Genomic DNA, 18,535 nt, shown 5'->3' with positions numbered 1-18,535 from the left:
GCACTCATCGCTGAGGTTGACCGAATCGCTTCACAGGCTCAGTTCAACGGTATGAATATGTTGACTGGTCGCTTCGCTCGCTCAACAGGTGAAAACTCTGTTACAGCTTCTATGTGGTTCCATGTTGGTGCAAATATGGATCAGCGCGTTCAGGCTTTCATCGGCACAATGACAGCTGGTGCTTTGGGTCTCCGCAATGTTGGAAACGAAGAGATTATGACTCTCGAGACTCCAGAAGATGCTAACCGCGCAATCGGAACTTTGGACGAAGCTCTCAAAAAGATTAACAAACAGCGCGCTGACTTGGGTGCTTACCAGAACCGCCTCGAGAAGACAGTAGTCGGCCTCGACATCGGTGCTGAGAACCTCCAGGCTTCTGAGTCACGCATCCGTGATACTGATATGGCTAAGGAAATGGTAGACTTCACAAAGAACCAGGTCCTCCAGCAGGCAGGAACAGCTATGATCGCTCAGGCAAACCAGCAGTCACAGTCTGTATTGAGCTTGCTCCGCTAAGCCAAATAGCTGCATAAACAGCAAAGACCGCTCTCAATCGAGGGCGGTCTCTTGTTTTTAAAAGCAATACCTGCACAGACAAAAAAATGCCCTTAATGGTCGATACTAGGATTGAACTAGTGACATCTACCGTGTGAAGGTAGCGCTCTACCACTGAGCTAATCGACCATTAAGGGCACTTGCAAGAGTCTCCGCCGTGTGAAGGTAGGGAGCCGGTCGCCGCAGGCGAAAAAACTTGTGAGACAAGTTTTTAGGCGAGTCTCGTTCAAAGCTGTGCTTTGAACGCGGAAGCACTCTACGCAGTGCCGTTCGCTATGAGTTAATTGACCATTAAGGGCACTTGCAAAAAGTAAAAATATCTTATCCCAAAAACATTGTAGCGTCAACAAAACATAAAATCTGCACATTTTGAAATGATCTTTACAAAGGCACTTACAGCCTCGTTCTGACAGATATTGACGGTGATGAAAACGACTCCTACAAGCAGCAGAAAGTCATCATTCCGCTTGCAGGCAGCGTGGACTTCGAAATTAAATTGACCAGAGACTAAAAATCAGTTTTCAGTTGAAGAGGGCTTTTCATCAAGGCCCTTTTTTAATATTTCAGGGAGTGTCTGTGCAAGAACGACCGCCGCAAAAATCAGCGTACAGCCAGCTCCCATTCGCAAAGTAAGTTTTTCGCCAAGAACAATCGTGCTGAAAATTACGCCAAAAACACTCTCAAATGAAAGCAAAAGTGATGCAAGTGCCGAGGGCAGATATTTCAATCCCACATTCTGAAGGACAAAAGCAAGCATCGTTGAAAACAATCCCAGATAAAGCATCGAAACAATGACCCGCGGATTTTGAATCTGCTCCAAAGGAAATCTACCGTCAAAAAGCGGCGCACAAATCCATGAAAAAATCGAAGCGAACAAAAATTGAAGCACCGTGAGCAAAATCGGGTCATGCTCTTCATTATATTTTGCCGTAAAAATGATGTGGAGTGCGTAAAAAATTCCGCAAATCAGCGTGAGCACATCGCCAATATTCACATTTCCGCCGTCACTCGTTCCAAGTGCAAGCAACCCGATTCCCGTAATCGACATAAGGGCACAAACAAAGACATACCATGCAGGGCGTTTTTTCGTCTGAATCCACAGAAAGAGCGGCACAAAAAAGACATAAATCGTAGTCAGAAAGGCATTTTTTCCAGCGGTCGTATATTTACATCCGATTGTCTGCACAAGATACGCCGTAAACAGATAGAATCCAAGAATTCCGCCATGAATCCACGCTCGTCTGGTGAGCATTTTGAGCTTTTTACAGTAAAGAAGTGCCAGGGCAAAAGCCGCAATCGTGAATCTGAAGGCCAGCATCCATACGGCACCGATGTAGTCAAGGCTGTCTTTTACGATAACGAAGGCAAAGCCCCAGACAGCAGCCGCAAGCAGAAGCCCCGAAGCCGAAAGCAGAGAAACGCTTTTTTTATTCATCAGTTCAAGAACCCCATAGAATCAAGGATTATCGAACTCGCGACCGTTGCCGCCGTTTCCGTACGAAGAATCCGCTTTCCCATCGAGCAGAGAGAGAAACCTGCATTTTCAAGCAAATCCCGTTCGCGCTCAGTCCAGCCCCGTTCACTGCCGATTGCCGCAACGACCGAATGAGCCGCCTCGTGCGCCAGAAATTCATGCAAAGAGCACGAAAATCTTCTATTATCTAAGGCAATTTTCGAAGCCATTTCCCATTCAGAAACACTTTCCGTTTTCCGCTCGAATAGTTCGTCAAGGGAACGCGCAACTTCAAGAACCGGAACATGAGTGCTCGCCGCCTGAGCCGTTCCATCCAAAAGCATCTGATACGCTGTTCCGTCAGAAACGACATTTGAATCAAGGTAAGACTTTTCGGTTAAATCAGTGCCGCACAAAATCACTTTCTGCACGCCAAGCCCCGCAACATCACGCAAAAGCCGCCGCAACTGAATCGGTCGCGGAAACCCGATAATCAGCGTGAGAGGATACAATTTTTTGCCCGCAGACTTTGGCTCAAACGAAAAGGAAATTTCGCCATCATCAGAAATCGCCGTAATCGTGGCAATTCCAGCCGCTCCACCAATAATTCCCGCATCAAAAGAATCACCGGGATTTTTATGGAGAACTTTTATGATATGTTTTGCGCGCTCATCATTTTTCGCAAGCGGTGCATTGATTTCTTCAGGTGTAAAAAGACAAATATTCATAGTTTCAAAAAATATACATGAAATTTGCAAAAAATTGAAGTATAATATTTGGGTGCATCCCTACGCGGCAAAGCCGCTTCGGGTCGGGCTTTCCGTGGTTGCGTGCTAACCGCACTCCATTCTTTCGTTCGCTACGCTCACTACAGAACGGCTGAAGCCGCCACTACAATCCCTTGCACCTGGAGTTTATATGAAAAAAATAATTCTCGCATCACTTTCTCTTTCAGTTTTAGCATTTTCCGGCTGCGGCCTCACCGATGACAGCCTCTTTTCAAGCCATAGCGGTGACCTCGTAACAGCAAGTGGCACAAAATCTGAAGAATATTCAGCATCGGCTTCGCCAAACATAATCGAAGTTTCACCAACCACGGCACAGATTTCAATTTCTGGTCTTTCTTCTGGCAAAACCATCTGGATGACCAAAACAAATCCTACAAAAACAGGCATTTCCGCAAAGTACACACGGGCAGTTTCTTCTGTAAGCGGGCTTACAACAGCCACCGGTAACGCGACTGCATCATCTTCTTCTGGCGGCAACCTTATCAACACGATTTTGGGCTGGTTCACAAGAAGTGCGAGCGGCGAGCATTACGAAGGCTGTCTTTCGGCCACATTGAATTCACGGCTTGATTTCAGTGAACTTGCAAACCGCTCACTTGCAGCAGGCCCCGCACCTTCAAAAGCAGTTACACAAATCAATCCTGTCGTCAATTCGACCACAAAATCAATCTACATCGATGTAAATTCATCAATGTCAAAATATGAGGCAAAAACAGCTACTCTCCGTGCAAAAGGAGAATACTGCTATGTCTGGGTAATCGGAACAGGCAATGAATCTACATATTGGACACAAGGCAGTGCAAGCGGAGAAAAAATCAATGCCTCAATCGCTCAAAGCGTTGCGGACAATTTTGACAAAATCTATCCAATGGTACGAAAAGTTTTCGGAGAAGAATCAGACAAAATTCTTTATCAGGCAAGATATATCAACGACATGAGCGATTACAGCAACACAGGCAAAATGGTCAACATCGTCGTTTATGACATCGCAAATGACTACAACGGCGAAAAACCAAACGGCGGCACCCTCGGTTATTTTTACGCAAAAGACTACTATGCTGACTACGCTAAAGGTGTTGCCGCATATTCAAACAAAGGCAAATATTTCTACATCGACGCTTACTATACCGCAAATGAAACGGCTACCGTCTATTCAACCCTTGCGCACGAATTCCAGCACATGGTTGATTTCGGCGTAAAGACAATGAAAACCTTCGAAAAAACCTTCAAAACCTCAAAAACAACTCTCCAGTCAGGTTCATGGTACAACGAAATGAAGTCAATGCTCTGCGAAGACATCATGAAGGACTATCTCGAAGCAAATAATTCAAACTTCACAGATGATGACAGCCCTTTCCAGCGACTTCCGATGTTCTGCCGTCACTACTATGACACAGGCCTTGAATATAAAGAAAGCGGCACTTACGATGTTTACTATTCTTATGCAAACAATTACGCTTTCGGCGCATGGGCAGCACGCACTTACGGCGGTGTTGACTTCATCAATAAAATCGCCACAAATGACTATGTTGACATTGCTTCAATTACAGCCGCTTCGGGCACAAGTATAAGCGAAATGCTAAAGTATTACACGGCAGCATGTCTATTCCAGGAATCAAACTATGGATTCAACAAAAAGCTTACACAGACAAAATATTCTTCAAACGGCTACAGTTATCCGCTTGAAGCAATCGATTTGTGGACTCTGAATAATGTTCTTACGGATTCATACAATAGTTTCAGAAAATCAGGTGCAAGCGGTAAAATCTCATCATTCTACTCTTATGATGGCCCGGTTTATTTCGGCTACAATGCACAGCAGGATTTGAGACCGTATGGATTCACACTCGTAAAGGTCGGCACAGCTAATTCTTCAACAATCACGCTCAAATTCAACACGAGCGACATTGATAATGCACAGAAAACTTACATCATCATCGAATAAAACGGACATAACAGGCAGGAACACAAAATGAAAAAAAAGACTTTTATGATTTCAGCTTTCGCATTTCTTCTTACAGGCTCACTCGCTTTCTCTTTTGGCGGAAAAGCCCCCGAAACAGAAACTTTTACCGGCCACATCAATTATTACGGTAATGCACCCTTTGCAACGCCGGCTTTTGAAGCTGATGACGGCAAAATCTATCTCATGGAAGTAGACGAAACTACGAACCATAATATAGAAGAAATCCTCGCTTTACAGGGAAGTCATCTGGAACTCAAAGGCACGCTCGAAACTGAATCAGCTGATGCCGCATTCCCGGTTTCACAAAGCGGTACCATCGTAATCAGTGACTACAAGCTTTTGAAGTAAGAAAAGGCCGCACCGCTATGGAGCAGTGGCGAAGCCAGTGCCGAAGGCACCGCGCGTTAGCAAGCTGCGGAACAGCGGCCGACAGTTGATTTGCGCCAAATTTTCGCCTTATCGACAAAGGCCTCCATTTTCATTAAAATCAATCTTAATTTGAAAAATGTGTGGAGGCACAAAATGAAAATGTTAAAAGTCATGACAGCAATTTCTGCTGTTACATTGGCTCTCGCAGGATGCAACTCAAAAAGTTCTGCTATCAAGATTGGCTCAATCGGTCCACTCTCAGGAAATTATGCTGTATATGGTGGTGACTGCAAGAACGGTGTAGAGCTTGCAATCAATGAAATCAATGCAGAAGGTGGCGTAAACGGCCAGCTCATTGAACTTATCGCAGAAGATGACGAAGGTCAGCCAGAAAAATCAGTATCAGCTTACAAAAAGCTCGTAACAAAAGACGGCGTAAAACTCATCGTCGGTTCACTCACTTCTGGCTGTGCAATCGCAATCACTCCGCTCGCTCAGGCTCAGAAAATCGTTCAGGTCGCACCGGCTGCTACAGCTCCAGCTTTGACTGATGCAGGCAACTATATCTTCCGTGCATGTTATGATGACCCGTTCCAGGGAACAGTCGGCGGAAAATTCGCTGCTGAAAATCTTGGTGCAAAAAATGCGGCAATTCTTTATGACATCGGAAACGACTATTCTGTAGGTCTTACAGAAAACTTCCGTGCAGCATTCGAAAAGGCTGGCGGTTCAATCGTTTCTTTGGAAAGCTATTCAACTGGCGACAAAGATTTCAACGCACAGCTCACAAAAATCAAGAACGCAAATCCTGATGTAGTATATCTCCCGGATTATTACTCAACAGTTGCACTCATCGTAAAACAGCTTCGCGCTCAGGGAATCAACACTCCAATCGTTGGTGCAGACGGATGGGACGGTCTTACAGAGAACGCAGGTGATGAAGTTTTGAACGGCTTCTACTCAAATCACTACGCTGCTGACTCAACAGAGCCAAAAGTACAGAATTTTGTTAAGAACTACAAAGCAAAATACAATCTCACACCAACTTCATTCGCAGCTTTGGGATACGATGCAATCTACATGATTCGTGACGCAATCCTCAAAGCAGGTTCAGCTGATTCAGAAAAAGTCCGCACAGCCCTTGAAGCAACAAACGGCGACTATGTTACAGGTCACCTTACATTCAATGAAAAACACAACCCTGTCAAAGGTGCTGTTATCGTTGAGCTTGTAAAAGGCGAAGACGGAAAACTTACAACTGTTTACAACACAACAGTTAATCCTTAGGATTCGGGCGGTACCTGCCTGGCGGCAGGTCGCTATGTCCGCACTTCGCTAGCGCTCATACCGCTTCGCGGTACTTCGGTGCTACCAGCGCTACCGCAAAACACCCGCAATGATGCGAGAGAAAAAATCTTTCGTGTCTTGCGGGTGTTTTTGTTTTAAACTACAATACAATGGAGAAAAAAGTTTTATCAGGGGGACACTTTGAATTCTGCCTCTATTTTCGTTCAGCAGTTCATAAACGGTCTATCACTTGGTAGCATTTATGCACTGATAGCTCTTGGCTACACAATGGTTTATGGAATCGTAAAGCTCATTAACTTTGCTCACGGTGATGTAATGATGATTGGAGCTTACGCAGGCTATTTCGTTCTTTGTGCATTGGGAGCAACACCTCTCGGCATGACATTTGCTTTTCTTGCGGCAATGGTCACTTGTGCGTTTTTAATCATTATCATTGAAAGAGTCGCTTACCGCCCGCTTCGCTCTGCTCCTCGACTTAATTCCTTGATTACCGCTATTGCAATCGAGTTGATTTTGCAAAATGTAATGCGAATTCTGCCTTTTGTCGGTCCAAATCCGCGGCAGTACCCAACAATGGAAACAATGAACTTCACCTTCGGACTTGTTTCAATCTCAAACATTCAGATTGTCGTAATTGTGCTCGGTGCAGTTCTCATGCTTATCCTCAATTATATAGTAAATTACACAAAGGTCGGCAAGGCAATGCAGGCCGTCTCATTCGATTTGGGTGCATCAAGTCTCATGGGCATCAATGTCAACCGAATCATCACGCTCACCTTCGTAATCGGCTCTGTTCTGGCCGGTGCGGGCGGTGTTCTTTATGCAACTGCTTATCCTCAGATTGACCCGATGATGGGCTATATTCCAGGTCTCAAAGCATTCGTTGCGGCCGTTCTTGGCGGAATCGGTTCAATTCCGGGCGCAATGGTCGGCGGCGTAATTCTTGGAATCGCAGAAACAATGGTCAAAGCATACTTCCCGGCTCCTCAGTACGCAGATGCAATCTCATACTGTATTTTGATTCTGATTCTTCTTGTAAAACCGGCCGGTCTTTTGGGAAAACGAACAAGAGTTAAGGTTTAAGGAGCGGCAGACATGAAAAACATTCAGACAAGAAATACTTTGATTTTAACAGGAATCGCCGCATTTGCGATTTTTGTGCCTTTTCTTTTGATTCGGGCAAATATCATCAATGCATACACGGCTTATGTAATAACGCTCGCCGGAATCAACGCGATTATGGCGATTTCAGTAAACGTAGTCAGCGGAATCACAGGCCAGCTCACCCTCGGTCAGTGTGCTTTTGAGGCAGTCGGCGCTTACATAACGATGATTCTTGCACAGGACTTGGGCCTTCCTCTTCCATTGGCAATGTTTGTTGCTCCGATTGTTGCGGCAATTTTCGGATTTTTGATTGGATTCCCAACCCTCAAACTCGAAGGCGATTATCTTGCAATTGTAACGCTTGCCTTCGGTGAAATTATCCGTGTCGTACTCGTCAACTTAAAAGAAGTTACAGGCGGTCCGAACGGTAAAAGCTTCAAATATTCGTTCCTGCGCGACAGTTTGGACTGGGGTGCAAGCCTTTCTTACCTCGTAATCATCGGCATGCTGGTTTTAATCATCGTGTTCCTTCAGAACTTCCTTCGCTCAAGCTACGGACGGGCAATCATGGCCGTTCGCGAAGATGAAATTGCGGCAAATTCAAACGGTGTCAGCGTATTCAAGTACAAGATGATTGGCTTTGTCGTTGCGGCTTTCATCGGCGGAATCGGTGGTGCACTCTACGCACCGTTCATCGGTCTCATCAAGCCGGAACTTGCTTCATTCAACAACTCAATCAACGCGCTCATTTTCGTAGTTTTAGGCGGAATGGGCTCAATCACAGGCTCGGTCATTGCGGCATTCGTTCTCACCTATTTGCAGGAATTCCTGCGATTCCTTCAGAACTACCGACTGCTTTTGTACCCGGTCGTATTGATTCTCGTAATGCTTTTCCGACCACAAGGCTTGCTCGGCATGAAGGAACTTTCATTCATCAAGTGCTGGGACGGAATTCCGGGGCTGATTAAAAAGATAAAAGCAAAAAAGCTTTCAAAAGCTGAACCAACAGAAGGAGTCGGTAAATGAGCGAAAACAGAACCATCTTAAAAGCTACTGACCTTTCCATCGTTTTCGGCGGATTGCGCGCTGTCAGCGATTTGAACATGGAACTTTATAAGGGTGAACTTGTCGGATTAATCGGACCGAACGGAGCAGGCAAGACAACCGTTTTCAACATGCTCTCTGGTGTTTATACGCCGACAAGCGGGCAGATTATATACAATGACAAAAATTCAAAACTCCATATTGTCAATAAAATGTCTCCGGCACAGCTGAACAATATCGGAATCGCGCGAACTTTCCAGAATATCCGTCTGTTCGGAAATCTTACCGTAGCGGACAATGTTCGAATTGCAATGCACGCGCAGCGAAAGGCAAATCCGCTCCACATTTTGTTCAGAACGCCAAAATTCCGCAAAGACGAACTTATGATGACAAACAGGGTTCGGAATCTGCTCAAACTTTTCGGACTTCGCGAAAAAGAGGGCGAACTTGCAAAAAATCTTCCTTACGGTGAGCAGAGAAAGCTTGAAATATGCCGTGCTTTGGCAAGTCAGCCGCAAATCTTACTTTTGGACGAACCTGCAGCGGGCATGAACCCTCAGGAAACAAAAGAACTGATGGAACTTATTTCCTTTATCCGCAAGGAATTCCACCTCACAATCCTCTTGATTGAGCACGACATGAAGCTCGTCATGGGAATCTGCGAACGGCTTTATGTATTGAACTACGGCCGAGTCCTTGCAACCGGCAAACCAGAAGAAATCCAGCAGAACCCAGAAGTTATAAAAGCATACCTTGGTAGTGAGCGCCCCGCGTAAGCAGGGAAAAACGCTTGGAAGCGTTTTTAGCGAGTCTCGGCGAAGGCTATGCCTGAGCCGCGGAGCGTTTTAATGGAGGGAAATAATGGCAGAAATCATGTTAAATGTAAAAGATTTGAAAGTATCTTATGGCTCGATTCTGGCTCTCAAAGGAATCAGCTTTGATGTTAAAAAAGGCGAAATCATCTCACTGATTGGAGCAAACGGTGCAGGAAAAACAACTACACTTCATTCAATTTCTAATCTGATTAAAAAACAGAGCGGATCGGTCATTTTTAAAGGCGAAGACATCACCAATCTCAGTCCTGATAAAATCGTAAAGGCGGGGCTTATTCATGTTCCGGAAGGCCGCCGCGTGTTCTCAAACCTCACGGTAAAAGAAAATCTTGAAATGGGTGCATACCTTCGAAAAGACAAAGCCGGAATCAAGGCCGATTTGGAGCATGTTTACGAACTGTTTCCGCGACTAAAAGAACGACTCAAGCAGGCGGCTGGAACCCTTTCTGGCGGTGAACAGCAGATGCTTGCAATGGGGCGCGGTCTCATGTCAAAACCGGAACTTCTTTTGCTTGATGAACCGAGCATGGGTCTTGCACCAATCCTCGTTGATGAAATTTTTGACATCGTACAGAAAATCAACAAGGAAGGAACAACGATTCTTCTTGTTGAGCAGAACGCTTTCAAGGCAATGAGCATCGCAAACCGCGTCTACATCCTCGAAACCGGAGAAGTCGCTTCTTCTGGAAATTCTGAAGAAATGATTCACGATGAGGCTGTAAAAAAAGCGTACCTGGGTGGATAAGCGCTAGGGGATGAAGCCCCGAAGTTGCCAGTTCACTGGCAATGAGCGTCAGCGAAGGGCGGAACCCCCGACGGCGAAGCCGGAGCGCCCAAATTTTAAAACTCACCGCTGCCGAAACTTGCAATCAGCTCTTTGTGGGTTGAAAAACCTGTCTTGTTGTAAATGCGGCTGATGCAGTTTTCGACGGTGCGCTTGTTGATTCCAAGCTCTTCTGCAATCTGAACATTGGACTTGTTCTGCAAAATCATGCGGAGAATTTCGTTTTCGCGCATACTGAATTTGGATAGAGTCATTTCAAAAAGCACAAGATTCGGTGCAATCTGCGGATCAACATAACGCTTTCCCAAAACGGCAGATTCCAGTGCGTTTTTAAGTTCCACTTCGTCGCTCATTTTGGAAACAAAGCCGTCACAGCCCGCTTCAAAAGCCGCACCAACAATTCCGCCGGCTGAATGCATGGAATACACCACAATTCTTACAGTTGGAAATTCTGAGCGGCAATTTTTAATCAAAGAAAGCCCCTTCTCTACGCTGCCTTCGATGTTCAAATCAGTAATCAAAACGGCGGGAAGTGTTTTTTCGCCCAAAGCCTGCATTGCATCAAAAAAATCCGTGGAATTTGAAGCGTAACCAATACATTCAAAATCAGAATGTTCTGCAAGAAAGCCCGTGATTCCCTGCCTCATGAGGCTGTGGTCTTCTACGACAAAAAAAGTCTTCTTCATTTTTCAAAAACTCCAATTGGAATAAAAAGCAGAATCCTTGTGCCAAGGCCTGGTTCAGAAAAAACAGAAAGCGTGCCACCCGTCTGAGCCGCACGCATTTTCATTCCCTTTAAACCGAAGTGAGAAGGTTTATCCGATGTCAAAAGATTTTCGGGAGTAAAGCCCCTGCCGTCATCCTCTATATATAGGTATAGCCCACCCCGTTCATTTTTATGCTCTTTTCGTGCGAAAACTGAAACCTCACACAAACCGGCGTGTTTCTGGATATTTGTAAGCGATTCCTGCACGATTCGGTAAATGCTCAGTTTCTGCAAATCTGAAAGCGAGTCGGAGTCCAAAAGGCGTGAAGTTTCGTCCTTAAAGAAAAAAGCAACTTCAAGGCCTGTTTTATTCTTGAAATTATAGCACAAAGCATGTAGTGCAGAAGAAAGTGACTGCCCCGAAAGCTCCGGCGGAACGAGCGAATAGCACATCGAGCGGATTTGTTTAATGCAGTTTAAAAGAAGGTCTCTAGTCTCAGAAGCAGGCTTGTTGTTTTCTACAAAAGTAACGGCCGCCTTTAAGTCCTGAGCCACGGTGTCATGAAGTTCGGCAGAAATTCGTGAACGCTCTTCTTCCTGAGCGTCAAGTACATGAGAGGCATATTCGGCGGTTTCCTTCTGATTGTCGTTTACAAGCCGCATTTTGATTAGGACTGCAATAATCGCAACAAGGGCTACAAAAAACACGATTGCCAGAATAATAAAAAAGAGGATGAAAGTCTGAACAATGCCGTACAAAGCATTGGCATCATCAGCAAGATTGGGAATGGTAAAAAGATTAGTCATAATTCATTTTAGCACGGAATGAGCATTTTTTTAAGAGCAGGTACAAGCACCAGCCCGCAAAAGTGCAGATTAAGCGGTCAAGGACTGTGACAGGAATTCGCGTGATAAAACAGGCAAGAAAAAGACCAAAATTGCCGCCAAGAAAGGCCTGAACAAAAAGCGTTACGGGATTTGAATAAATCTGATTGTGAAAGATGATTCGCTGGGAAGTTTCAATTCCCGCACCAATCAGGCTTGAAGCAAATGATGAAACAAGCACAATCAAAAGAAGGTAAAGGACAGTAAGAAGCGTTCCGCCCCTGAAATTTGAGTTTTTATAGATGAAAACCCATGTGCAAAAAACGATTGCAAGACCGCAGAGGGCGTACATCATATCCCAGGGATAGGCAGGATTCCCCATTGCGACCATGAGTAAAACACGGAAGACATTATAAAGGCCAGCAACCAAAAGAGACGGCACAAGACCTGCATAAAAAACGACCGCCACCGTGCCGATTGTGTCCAGAAAAAGCGGAACATGAAGCATATCACCGAAAATATAAGCGGCTGCAAGGTTTATGATTTGTGCAATCACACAGAAGAGGATTGTGTTTATTGGAGAAACGGGGATTCTATTTGCAGAATAGCACATGGAAAGATTATACATTTTTTTGCTTCCTTTTGGGAATTATAAAAATACAGGCTGCCCGAATGACAGCCTGTGAATGTGAAGAAAATGGCTAGTTGCTATTGTTTCTCAAAGTTCCCATAGCCCATATATCTATTATAGGTAGAAAATTTTCCATTTTCTATTGTTTCTGTTTCAGAATATTGTGTACCAACTTCAACCAATTTCTCATTGAAAGGGTTAACTGTATGTGTTGCCGTAAATTCAATCGAGCCAGAATCAAAAGTGCCAGTCAGTTTGTATGTACCTTTCTCTTCCACAATTGTTTTATCTGACGATTTTTCGACTTTACCAGCTGTCAAGAATTTTGAGTACGTACAGTCATGATGGAAAAGAATATAAGTACCGTTTTCATAAAAATATATAAACCTCTCGCTCCATCCATAGCTTGACGTTTCCCGTTCATCATTCTCTACTTTTGCTATCGCCTCTTCTTCTGAACTGTGAGAGTATTTCACATCCTTAAAACGCTCTGCAATTCCTTCTGTTGGAATTGCGCCGCTTCCAGGATTTCCGTCATTGTCATCTTCTGGATCTCCACACGAAACGAAACCAAATCCCAGTGCTGCAACTACTGCGAGTGCAGCCAATGTTTTGAAAAGTTTTTTCATAATAAAACCTCTTTTTTGTTTTTGTAAAAGGCATACGCCCCTTTATGCAAAGAAAACTACCACATTTCAAAAAAAGCGTGTTAGTGTGCACGCACAGTTTTTAGTGCGTTAACGCACGGGTGCGCGGGGGAGGTACTATGCAATGTTCATCTTGAAATTGTTGACAATTTCAAGTGCTCTTTTTATCTTATAATTATGAAGTATGTTTTTGTAAAAGATTCAGAAGGTTATGTTTTCAAAAAATTAGAATCTGAAATTTCTCCAGATGAAAAAATAATTTCTGAAAAAGAATATATGAAACGCTCCGGACTTGCCTCCTATGAGAAAAAATTCGGACATGGTGGAGCAAGAGAAAATGCAGGACGAAAACAGAAATTTGCGTTGCCGCTTAAATTTCAAATCCGCGTAACAAAAGAAGAAAAAGATTTTATTACTTATGCAAGGGAACACAATTTAAATTATTCTGCATTGATGCAAATGTAATAGTGTGCACGCATAGTTTTTAGTGCGTTAACGCACAGGTGAAGTAACTGCCACGGTATTTTTGTCTTACTCATAGAACAAAAATATGTCAATTTTGTCTTGTGCATAGAACAAAAACAGCTTATAATTGTCTTGTCGGCAAGACAAGGGGCTGTTTATGAACAGAGATTTCCTAAAAGAAATACTCATCGACCAGAAAGAAATGTATCTCTCCAATCCTGGAATTCTGCGTGCCTATGAGCTGGAAGAAAATGTCAATTATTGCTTTGTTGGAATAAGGCGAACCGGGAAGTCATACATGCTATATCAGCAGATAAAAAAGCTTCAGGAATCTGGGGTGCCTCTTAACGAAATCCTTTATGTAAATTTTGAGGACGAGCGGCTTTTGGAAACGGAAACTGCGGATTTGAACACAATGCTCGAAATCGGTCTTGAAATGGCCGGCAAAGATAAAAAGCCTTATATCTTTTTGGACGAGATTCACAATGTCGCGGGCTGGGAAAAATTCGTGCGGCGGCTTGCGGATATGAAATACCGGGTAAACATCACGGGAAGCAACAGTAAAATGCTGAGCCGTGAAATTGCATCAACTCTTGGCGGCAGGTTTATGGTCGTGCAGATTTTTCCGTATTCGTTTTCAGAGTATCTCCGTGCACTTGGAAAAGAAAAAGATTACACAAGGGCAATGAGTACTTCTGACAAGGCTGATGTCTTCAAAATCTACGAGCAGTATGTGAAATATGGGGCCTTCCCGGAACTTACAGAAATTCGAAACAAACGCGAATATTTAGGCAGCATTTATCAGACGATTTATGTCGGCGACATTCTTACAAGAAATAACATCACCAATGATTTTGCGCTCCGCCTGATTCTTAAAAAAGTCGCGGAATCTGTTATGAATGCTCTTTCTTTCTCACGGCTTACGAATATATTGAAAAGTGCGGGTTCGGCAATCGGAAAACAGACCGTAATCAATTATATGGGATATATTACCGACGCATATCTGCTTTTTGCGATTCAGAATTATGCGGCAAAACTTGTGGAAAAAGAAACTGCTCCAAAATACTATTTTATGGACACAGGCTTGCTCGGTCTTCTTACGATAAATTCTGAAACTGCCCAGCTCGAAAATCTTGTTGCCGTTGAATTAGCCCGAAGATACGGAACGGAAAATGTCTATTATTTTGAAAGCAATGTTGAGATAGACTTTTATCTGCCTGAGCAAAATCTTGCGATTCAGGTTTGTTACAATGCACTGGATAATCTTGATACAAAAGAGCGTGAGCTTAATGCGTTTGCAAAATTACGGAAGTTCATTCCAGAAGCAAAATGCCTTGTTTTGAGCAACAGTGAAGAAGCAGAACTTGACTATAACGGCATTAGAGTAAGCGTTGTTCCTATGTGGAAATGGCTCTTGTCATAAAAAAATCTATTGAAATCCCAAAATGTGTGCTATCATGTATGAGATATAAACGAGGAGGAATTTATGATTGTACGCGACTTTATGACTAAAAATCCGGTTTACACGAACCCTAAAGAGCTTATCTCAAATATCAAAAATACAATGGACAGAGAGAAAATCGGGAAAATGCCGGTTCTTGATGATTCAGGAAATCTTGTGGGCGTAATCACAAAAACTGACATCAAAAAAACAATGCCTTCTGAGGCGACAAGTCTCGATATTTATGAATTGAGCTATCTCATCTCAAAGATGACCGCCGAAAAAGTAATGAAAAAAAAGCCGATTACGATTCAGAAAGACGCTACCATTGAAGAAGCTGCAAAACTCATGGCCGAAAACAGCATTTCAAGCGTAATCGTTCTTGACGGTGAAGTTCTTGCGGGAATTCTTACAAAAACAGATTTGTTCAAGGCTATGGTCGATATGTTCGGATTCAAATATGAAGGTGTCCGTGCATCTGTAGAGGTAAGCGACAATTGCGGTGAACTGGCCAAAATCAGTTCGGCAATCGCAGAAAAGAAAGGCAAAATCGTTTCGTTCATTACTGCTGACGGCAGCGATGTGAGCAAGCGAATTATCACATTCAAAATCATCGGTATTAACAAAGAGGATGTAGAAGAAATCCTCAAAAACCTGGGCGCAGACATTAAAGACATCCGCTAATGCCCGCGCGGGATAGTAGCCCCGCGAAGCGTTGCCGTGCTGGTTGAGCAAAGCCGAAACCGGCACGGCAATGTAGCGAAAGCGTAAGGGCGGATAGCCCGTAGACAGTTGATTCGCGCCTATTTTTCTTCTTTTTTATTCAAAGAATTCAAATATTCACGGCTCAGATTTTCGTGGTCTTTGAGCATCGCATACGGAACTCCATACGCCTTTTCGACTTCGTCGCGGGTGAGGACTTCTTCGGGGGTGCCCAAAGCCATGTCGCGGTTAGGATAGAAAAGCAAAACCTGATCGGCATACTTTTTGGTCAAATCAAGCTCATGCATCGAGATGTAGATTGACTTCCATGTTTTGTGAACAAATTCCTTGAGGTAAGCAAGGGCTGTTTCTTTTTGATGAGGCTCCATCGCAAAAAGCGGCTCGTCCATAAAAAGCGATTCGCTTCCGTACAAAATTCCGAATGCAAGAAGAACACGCTGAATTTCGCCTTTGCTCAAATGGGTGAGCGCGTGGTCAAGAACATCTTTAAGCTCAAAAACTTCGATTACCTCTGAAAGAAGGTCTTTGCCGCCATCACGAATCGCCTGGGCTGAACCTTTTAAAGCTCCGTTCTGATAAACATACGAAAGAAGCTCGCTCACTTTATCTTCGGTTTCAAATTCCATGTTCTGATAAATGACCGAAGCAAGAAGATTTTTCTGCTCATCATTGAGAGTGGCAGGATTTTTGCCTAAAAGAGAAACAGTGCCGCTCTGAGGTGTGAGCCGCCCGCTTGCCAAAAGCATGAGAGTAGTTTTACCACAGCCGTTCTGACCGACAAAGCTCACGAATCCGGCAGGCAGTTTTGCCGAAAAATGCTCAAAAACTGGCTTTGGCTCAATCTGATTTCCGTTTTCGTCTAAGTCACCCTCAACGGCGGGGTATGTAAAAGTTATATCGTTAAGTTCAAGAAATTCCATATCATTAAGATAGTAAAAATCAGGCGAAAAGTCGAGGGAAATGTTTGGGGCATGAATTCAGCAAAAGCCTTGTACGCTCTCTGGACTAAGAAATTGGAAAGCTCTTTTCAAACTTTGTTCTTTATGATACTATAGATAGTAACAAGAAGAACAGGAGTTAAAAATGAAAGAACTTTCCAAATTGATGGATTTCAGACCGAGCATTAAAGTTGTTGATGCTACTTTGCGAGACGGCGGCCTGGTAAATGATTTTTATTTCCCGGAAGGATTTGCAAAGTCTCTTTATGAAGCAAATGTAAAAGCCGGCGTTGATTATATGGAATTTGGCTATCGCGCCGACAAAGAAATGTTCGAAACTTCAAAATTCGGTCCGTGCAAGTTCTCTGAAGATGATTATATCCGAAGCATTGTCGATGATAACAACACAGATTTGAAAATCGCTATTATGGCAGATGTCGGACGCTGTAATTACAAGCAGGACATTCAGGAAAAGGCAAACAGCCCGGTCGATTTGATTCGGGTTGCGACTTACCTTCACCAGATGCCAGGCGCAATCGACATGATTGAAGATGCAAAAAACAAAGGTTATGAAGTCAGCTGCAATATCATGGCCATCTCAAATTCGCAGGAATCAGATTTAAAAGTCGCCCTCGATTTGATTGGCCGCTCTCCTGCAGATGTAATTTACATCGTTGACAGCTACGGAGCACTTTACCCGGAACAGATTGCACGAATTGCCGATCTCTACGGTGAATTCGCCACAAAATACGGTAAAAAACTCGGTATTCACGCTCACGATAATCAGCGCCTCGCTTTCGCAAACACAATTGAAGCAGTTGGTGACGGGGTTGACTACCTTGATGCAACTTATGCCTCAATGGGTCGTGGTGCCGGTAACTGTGCAATGGAACTGCTTTTGGGATTCCTGAAGAACCCGAAATACAAGCTCTTCCCAGTAATCAAATTCGTTGAAGAACAGATGAATCCGCTTAAAGAGTCGGGTGTTGCATGGGGCTACGATTTGCAGTATCTCATGACAGGCGTTTTGAATCAGCATCCGCGCACTGCAATTCAGTTCACCAAAGAAAAACGCAAGGATTACAGTGAATTCTACAAGGAAATTACTTCACAGGAGTAATGCCTAAGCCGCTGGCTAAATAGCTAAACATACTTCATTAAATGTGATATAATCTTTCTGATGAAAATTACACCAGACTATACAGTTATTTACAATGATGAAGATATTGTCGTTCTCAACAAGCGGTCGGGGCTTTTGATTGCCGCTGACCGCTATGATGAGGATGCTCCCCGCCTTGATTTGGAAGCCGAAAAAGAATTCGGCAAGCTCTATGCAGTCCATCGAATCGATAAAGACACTTCTGGCTGCGTCATTTATGCCAAAAATCCAGAATCTCACAGAAATCTCTCAATGCAGTTTGAAAAACGCGAAGTCAAAAAGATTTATCATGCACTCGTTCTGGGTCATCCGCTATGGGAAACAAAAAGAGTCGATTCAAAGCTTCTCGTTGACGGAGACGCACGCCACCGCACTGTTTTAAATCAAAAATACGGCAAAATCGCCATTACAGAATTCAAAAATTTCGGCAACTGCGGGCCATACTCATGGATTGAAGCACGCCCGCTCACAGGCCGCACACACCAGATTCGTGCGCACCTTCAGTCTCTTGGCATTTCAATCGTCTGTGACCCGCTTTATTCTGGCAATCAACATCCAGTTCTTCTTTCCGAAATCAAAAAGCGCTGGAACGGTGATGAAACTCAGGAACGGCCGCTTTTAAATCGTCTTGCACTTCACGCATATCATCTTACGCTAAAGCATCCCAAAACCGGTGAGGAAGTCTCTTTTACCGCGCCCTACCCCAAAGACATGGATGCCACCCGTAAACAGTTGAGCAACATCTTCGGAGTCGACCCGCTTGGCGCTTAAGAGCAAAGATTCAATTCAACAGGCT

General features: G+C 43.9%; 20 protein-coding genes and 1 tRNA gene. 13 read left to right on the top strand and 8 right to left on the bottom strand.

Annotated features, from left to right (window positions below):
• On the top strand, positions 1-516 hold a 516-nt coding region (locus Q0Q74_RS10140), incomplete at its 5' end, for a flagellin (protein ID WP_294430478.1).
• Between the two features lie 96 nt (positions 517-612).
• On the opposite strand, the gene Q0Q74_RS10135 is transcribed toward Q0Q74_RS10140, so the two are convergent.
• The 3 genes from Q0Q74_RS10135 to Q0Q74_RS10125 all read right to left on the bottom strand — a co-directional run bounded on the left by Q0Q74_RS10135 (position 613) and on the right by Q0Q74_RS10125 (position 2,736).
• Positions 613-684 (bottom strand) — tRNA-Val (locus Q0Q74_RS10135).
• A gap of 385 nt (positions 685-1,069) precedes the next feature.
• The gene (locus Q0Q74_RS10130; protein WP_294430477.1) at positions 1,070-1,990 is read right to left on the bottom strand and encodes a DMT family transporter; all 921 of its coding nucleotides are present in this window, start codon (positions 1,988-1,990) and stop codon (positions 1,070-1,072) included.
• A complete protein-coding gene (locus Q0Q74_RS10125) occupies positions 1,990-2,736 on the bottom strand; it encodes an RsmE family RNA methyltransferase (RefSeq protein WP_294430475.1) in 747 nt (248 codons plus the stop codon). Before Q0Q74_RS10125 ends, Q0Q74_RS10130 begins: the two co-directional genes overlap by 1 nt.
• A gap of 190 nt (positions 2,737-2,926) precedes the next feature.
• Between Q0Q74_RS10125 and Q0Q74_RS10120 the strand changes: the two genes are divergently transcribed.
• From Q0Q74_RS10120 to Q0Q74_RS10090, 7 genes are all read left to right on the top strand, one after another.
• Entirely contained in the window at positions 2,927-4,741 is a 1,815-nt protein-coding gene (locus tag Q0Q74_RS10120; RefSeq protein WP_294430474.1) for a hypothetical protein, read from the top strand.
• 27 nt (positions 4,742-4,768) lie between these two features.
• Positions 4,769-5,110, top strand: coding sequence for a hypothetical protein (locus tag Q0Q74_RS10115; protein WP_294430473.1), 342 nt, complete (start codon positions 4,769-4,771; stop codon positions 5,108-5,110).
• 174 nt (positions 5,111-5,284) lie between these two features.
• On the top strand, positions 5,285-6,418 hold the full coding sequence (locus Q0Q74_RS10110; protein ID WP_294430470.1) for an ABC transporter substrate-binding protein: 1,134 nt from the start codon (positions 5,285-5,287) through the stop codon (positions 6,416-6,418).
• Between the two features lie 201 nt (positions 6,419-6,619).
• A complete protein-coding gene (locus Q0Q74_RS10105) occupies positions 6,620-7,522 on the top strand; it encodes a branched-chain amino acid ABC transporter permease (RefSeq protein ID WP_294430469.1) in 903 nt (300 codons plus the stop codon).
• A gap of 12 nt (positions 7,523-7,534) precedes the next feature.
• A complete protein-coding gene (locus Q0Q74_RS10100) occupies positions 7,535-8,569 on the top strand; it encodes a branched-chain amino acid ABC transporter permease (protein WP_294430468.1) in 1,035 nt (344 codons plus the stop codon).
• On the top strand, positions 8,566-9,363 hold the full coding sequence (locus tag Q0Q74_RS10095) for an ABC transporter ATP-binding protein (RefSeq protein WP_294430466.1): 798 nt from the start codon (positions 8,566-8,568) through the stop codon (positions 9,361-9,363). Before Q0Q74_RS10100 ends, Q0Q74_RS10095 begins: the two co-directional genes overlap by 4 nt.
• Before the next feature lie 97 nt (positions 9,364-9,460).
• Positions 9,461-10,165: an ABC transporter ATP-binding protein gene (locus tag Q0Q74_RS10090; RefSeq protein ID WP_294430480.1), complete on the top strand. Its 705-nt coding sequence runs from the start codon at positions 9,461-9,463 to the stop codon at positions 10,163-10,165.
• Positions 10,166-10,260: 95 nt separating this feature from the next.
• On the opposite strand, the gene Q0Q74_RS10085 is transcribed toward Q0Q74_RS10090, so the two are convergent.
• From Q0Q74_RS10085 to Q0Q74_RS10070, 4 genes are all read right to left on the bottom strand, one after another.
• Complete coding sequence (locus Q0Q74_RS10085) at positions 10,261-10,890, bottom strand: response regulator transcription factor (protein ID WP_294430463.1); 630 nt, start codon at positions 10,888-10,890, stop codon at positions 10,261-10,263.
• Positions 10,887-11,717 (bottom strand): sensor histidine kinase, encoded by an 831-nt coding sequence (locus Q0Q74_RS10080; RefSeq protein ID WP_294430461.1) that lies wholly within the window; start codon positions 11,715-11,717, stop codon positions 10,887-10,889. The genes Q0Q74_RS10085 and Q0Q74_RS10080 overlap by 4 nt, the downstream gene beginning before the upstream one ends.
• A complete protein-coding gene (locus tag Q0Q74_RS10075; protein WP_294430460.1) occupies positions 11,710-12,363 on the bottom strand; it encodes a hypothetical protein in 654 nt (217 codons plus the stop codon). Before Q0Q74_RS10075 ends, Q0Q74_RS10080 begins: the two co-directional genes overlap by 8 nt.
• 80 nt (positions 12,364-12,443) lie before the next feature.
• A complete protein-coding gene (locus Q0Q74_RS10070; RefSeq protein ID WP_294430457.1) occupies positions 12,444-12,995 on the bottom strand; it encodes a hypothetical protein in 552 nt (183 codons plus the stop codon).
• 195 nt (positions 12,996-13,190) lie between these two features.
• On the opposite strand from Q0Q74_RS10070, the gene Q0Q74_RS10065 reads away from it, so the two are divergent.
• The 3 genes from Q0Q74_RS10065 (at position 13,191) to Q0Q74_RS10055 (ending at position 15,603) form a co-directional block, all read left to right on the top strand.
• Positions 13,191-13,478 (top strand): hypothetical protein, encoded by a 288-nt coding sequence (locus tag Q0Q74_RS10065; RefSeq protein ID WP_294430455.1) that lies wholly within the window; start codon positions 13,191-13,193, stop codon positions 13,476-13,478.
• A gap of 157 nt (positions 13,479-13,635) precedes the next feature.
• Positions 13,636-14,901 carry an ATP-binding protein gene (locus tag Q0Q74_RS10060; protein WP_294430454.1) on the top strand — a complete coding sequence of 422 codons (1,266 nt, stop codon included), beginning with the start codon at positions 13,636-13,638 and terminating at the stop codon, positions 14,899-14,901.
• A 63-nt stretch (positions 14,902-14,964) separates the two neighbouring features.
• Positions 14,965-15,603, top strand: coding sequence for a CBS domain-containing protein (locus tag Q0Q74_RS10055; RefSeq protein WP_294430453.1), 639 nt, complete (start codon positions 14,965-14,967; stop codon positions 15,601-15,603).
• Between the two features lie 119 nt (positions 15,604-15,722).
• Here the strand turns inward: Q0Q74_RS10055 and Q0Q74_RS10050 are convergent, their stop codons facing one another.
• The gene (locus Q0Q74_RS10050; protein ID WP_294430450.1) at positions 15,723-16,562 is read right to left on the bottom strand and encodes an ABC transporter ATP-binding protein; all 840 of its coding nucleotides are present in this window, start codon (positions 16,560-16,562) and stop codon (positions 15,723-15,725) included.
• A gap of 163 nt (positions 16,563-16,725) precedes the next feature.
• Here Q0Q74_RS10050 and Q0Q74_RS10045 point away from each other — a divergent pair, with 163 nt between their 5' ends.
• A complete protein-coding gene (locus tag Q0Q74_RS10045; RefSeq protein WP_294430447.1) occupies positions 16,726-17,700 on the top strand; it encodes an aldolase catalytic domain-containing protein in 975 nt (324 codons plus the stop codon).
• Positions 17,701-17,760: 60 nt separating this feature from the next.
• Positions 17,761-18,510: an RluA family pseudouridine synthase gene (locus Q0Q74_RS10040; RefSeq protein WP_294430446.1), complete on the top strand. Its 750-nt coding sequence runs from the start codon at positions 17,761-17,763 to the stop codon at positions 18,508-18,510.
• Positions 18,511-18,535 lie beyond the last annotated feature (25 nt).

It is taken from the genome of uncultured Treponema sp. (assembly GCF_946187725.1).
GTDB lineage: Bacteria > Spirochaetota > Spirochaetia > Treponematales > Treponemataceae > Treponema_D.
This window is presented reverse-complemented; position numbering and strand designations above follow the sequence as displayed.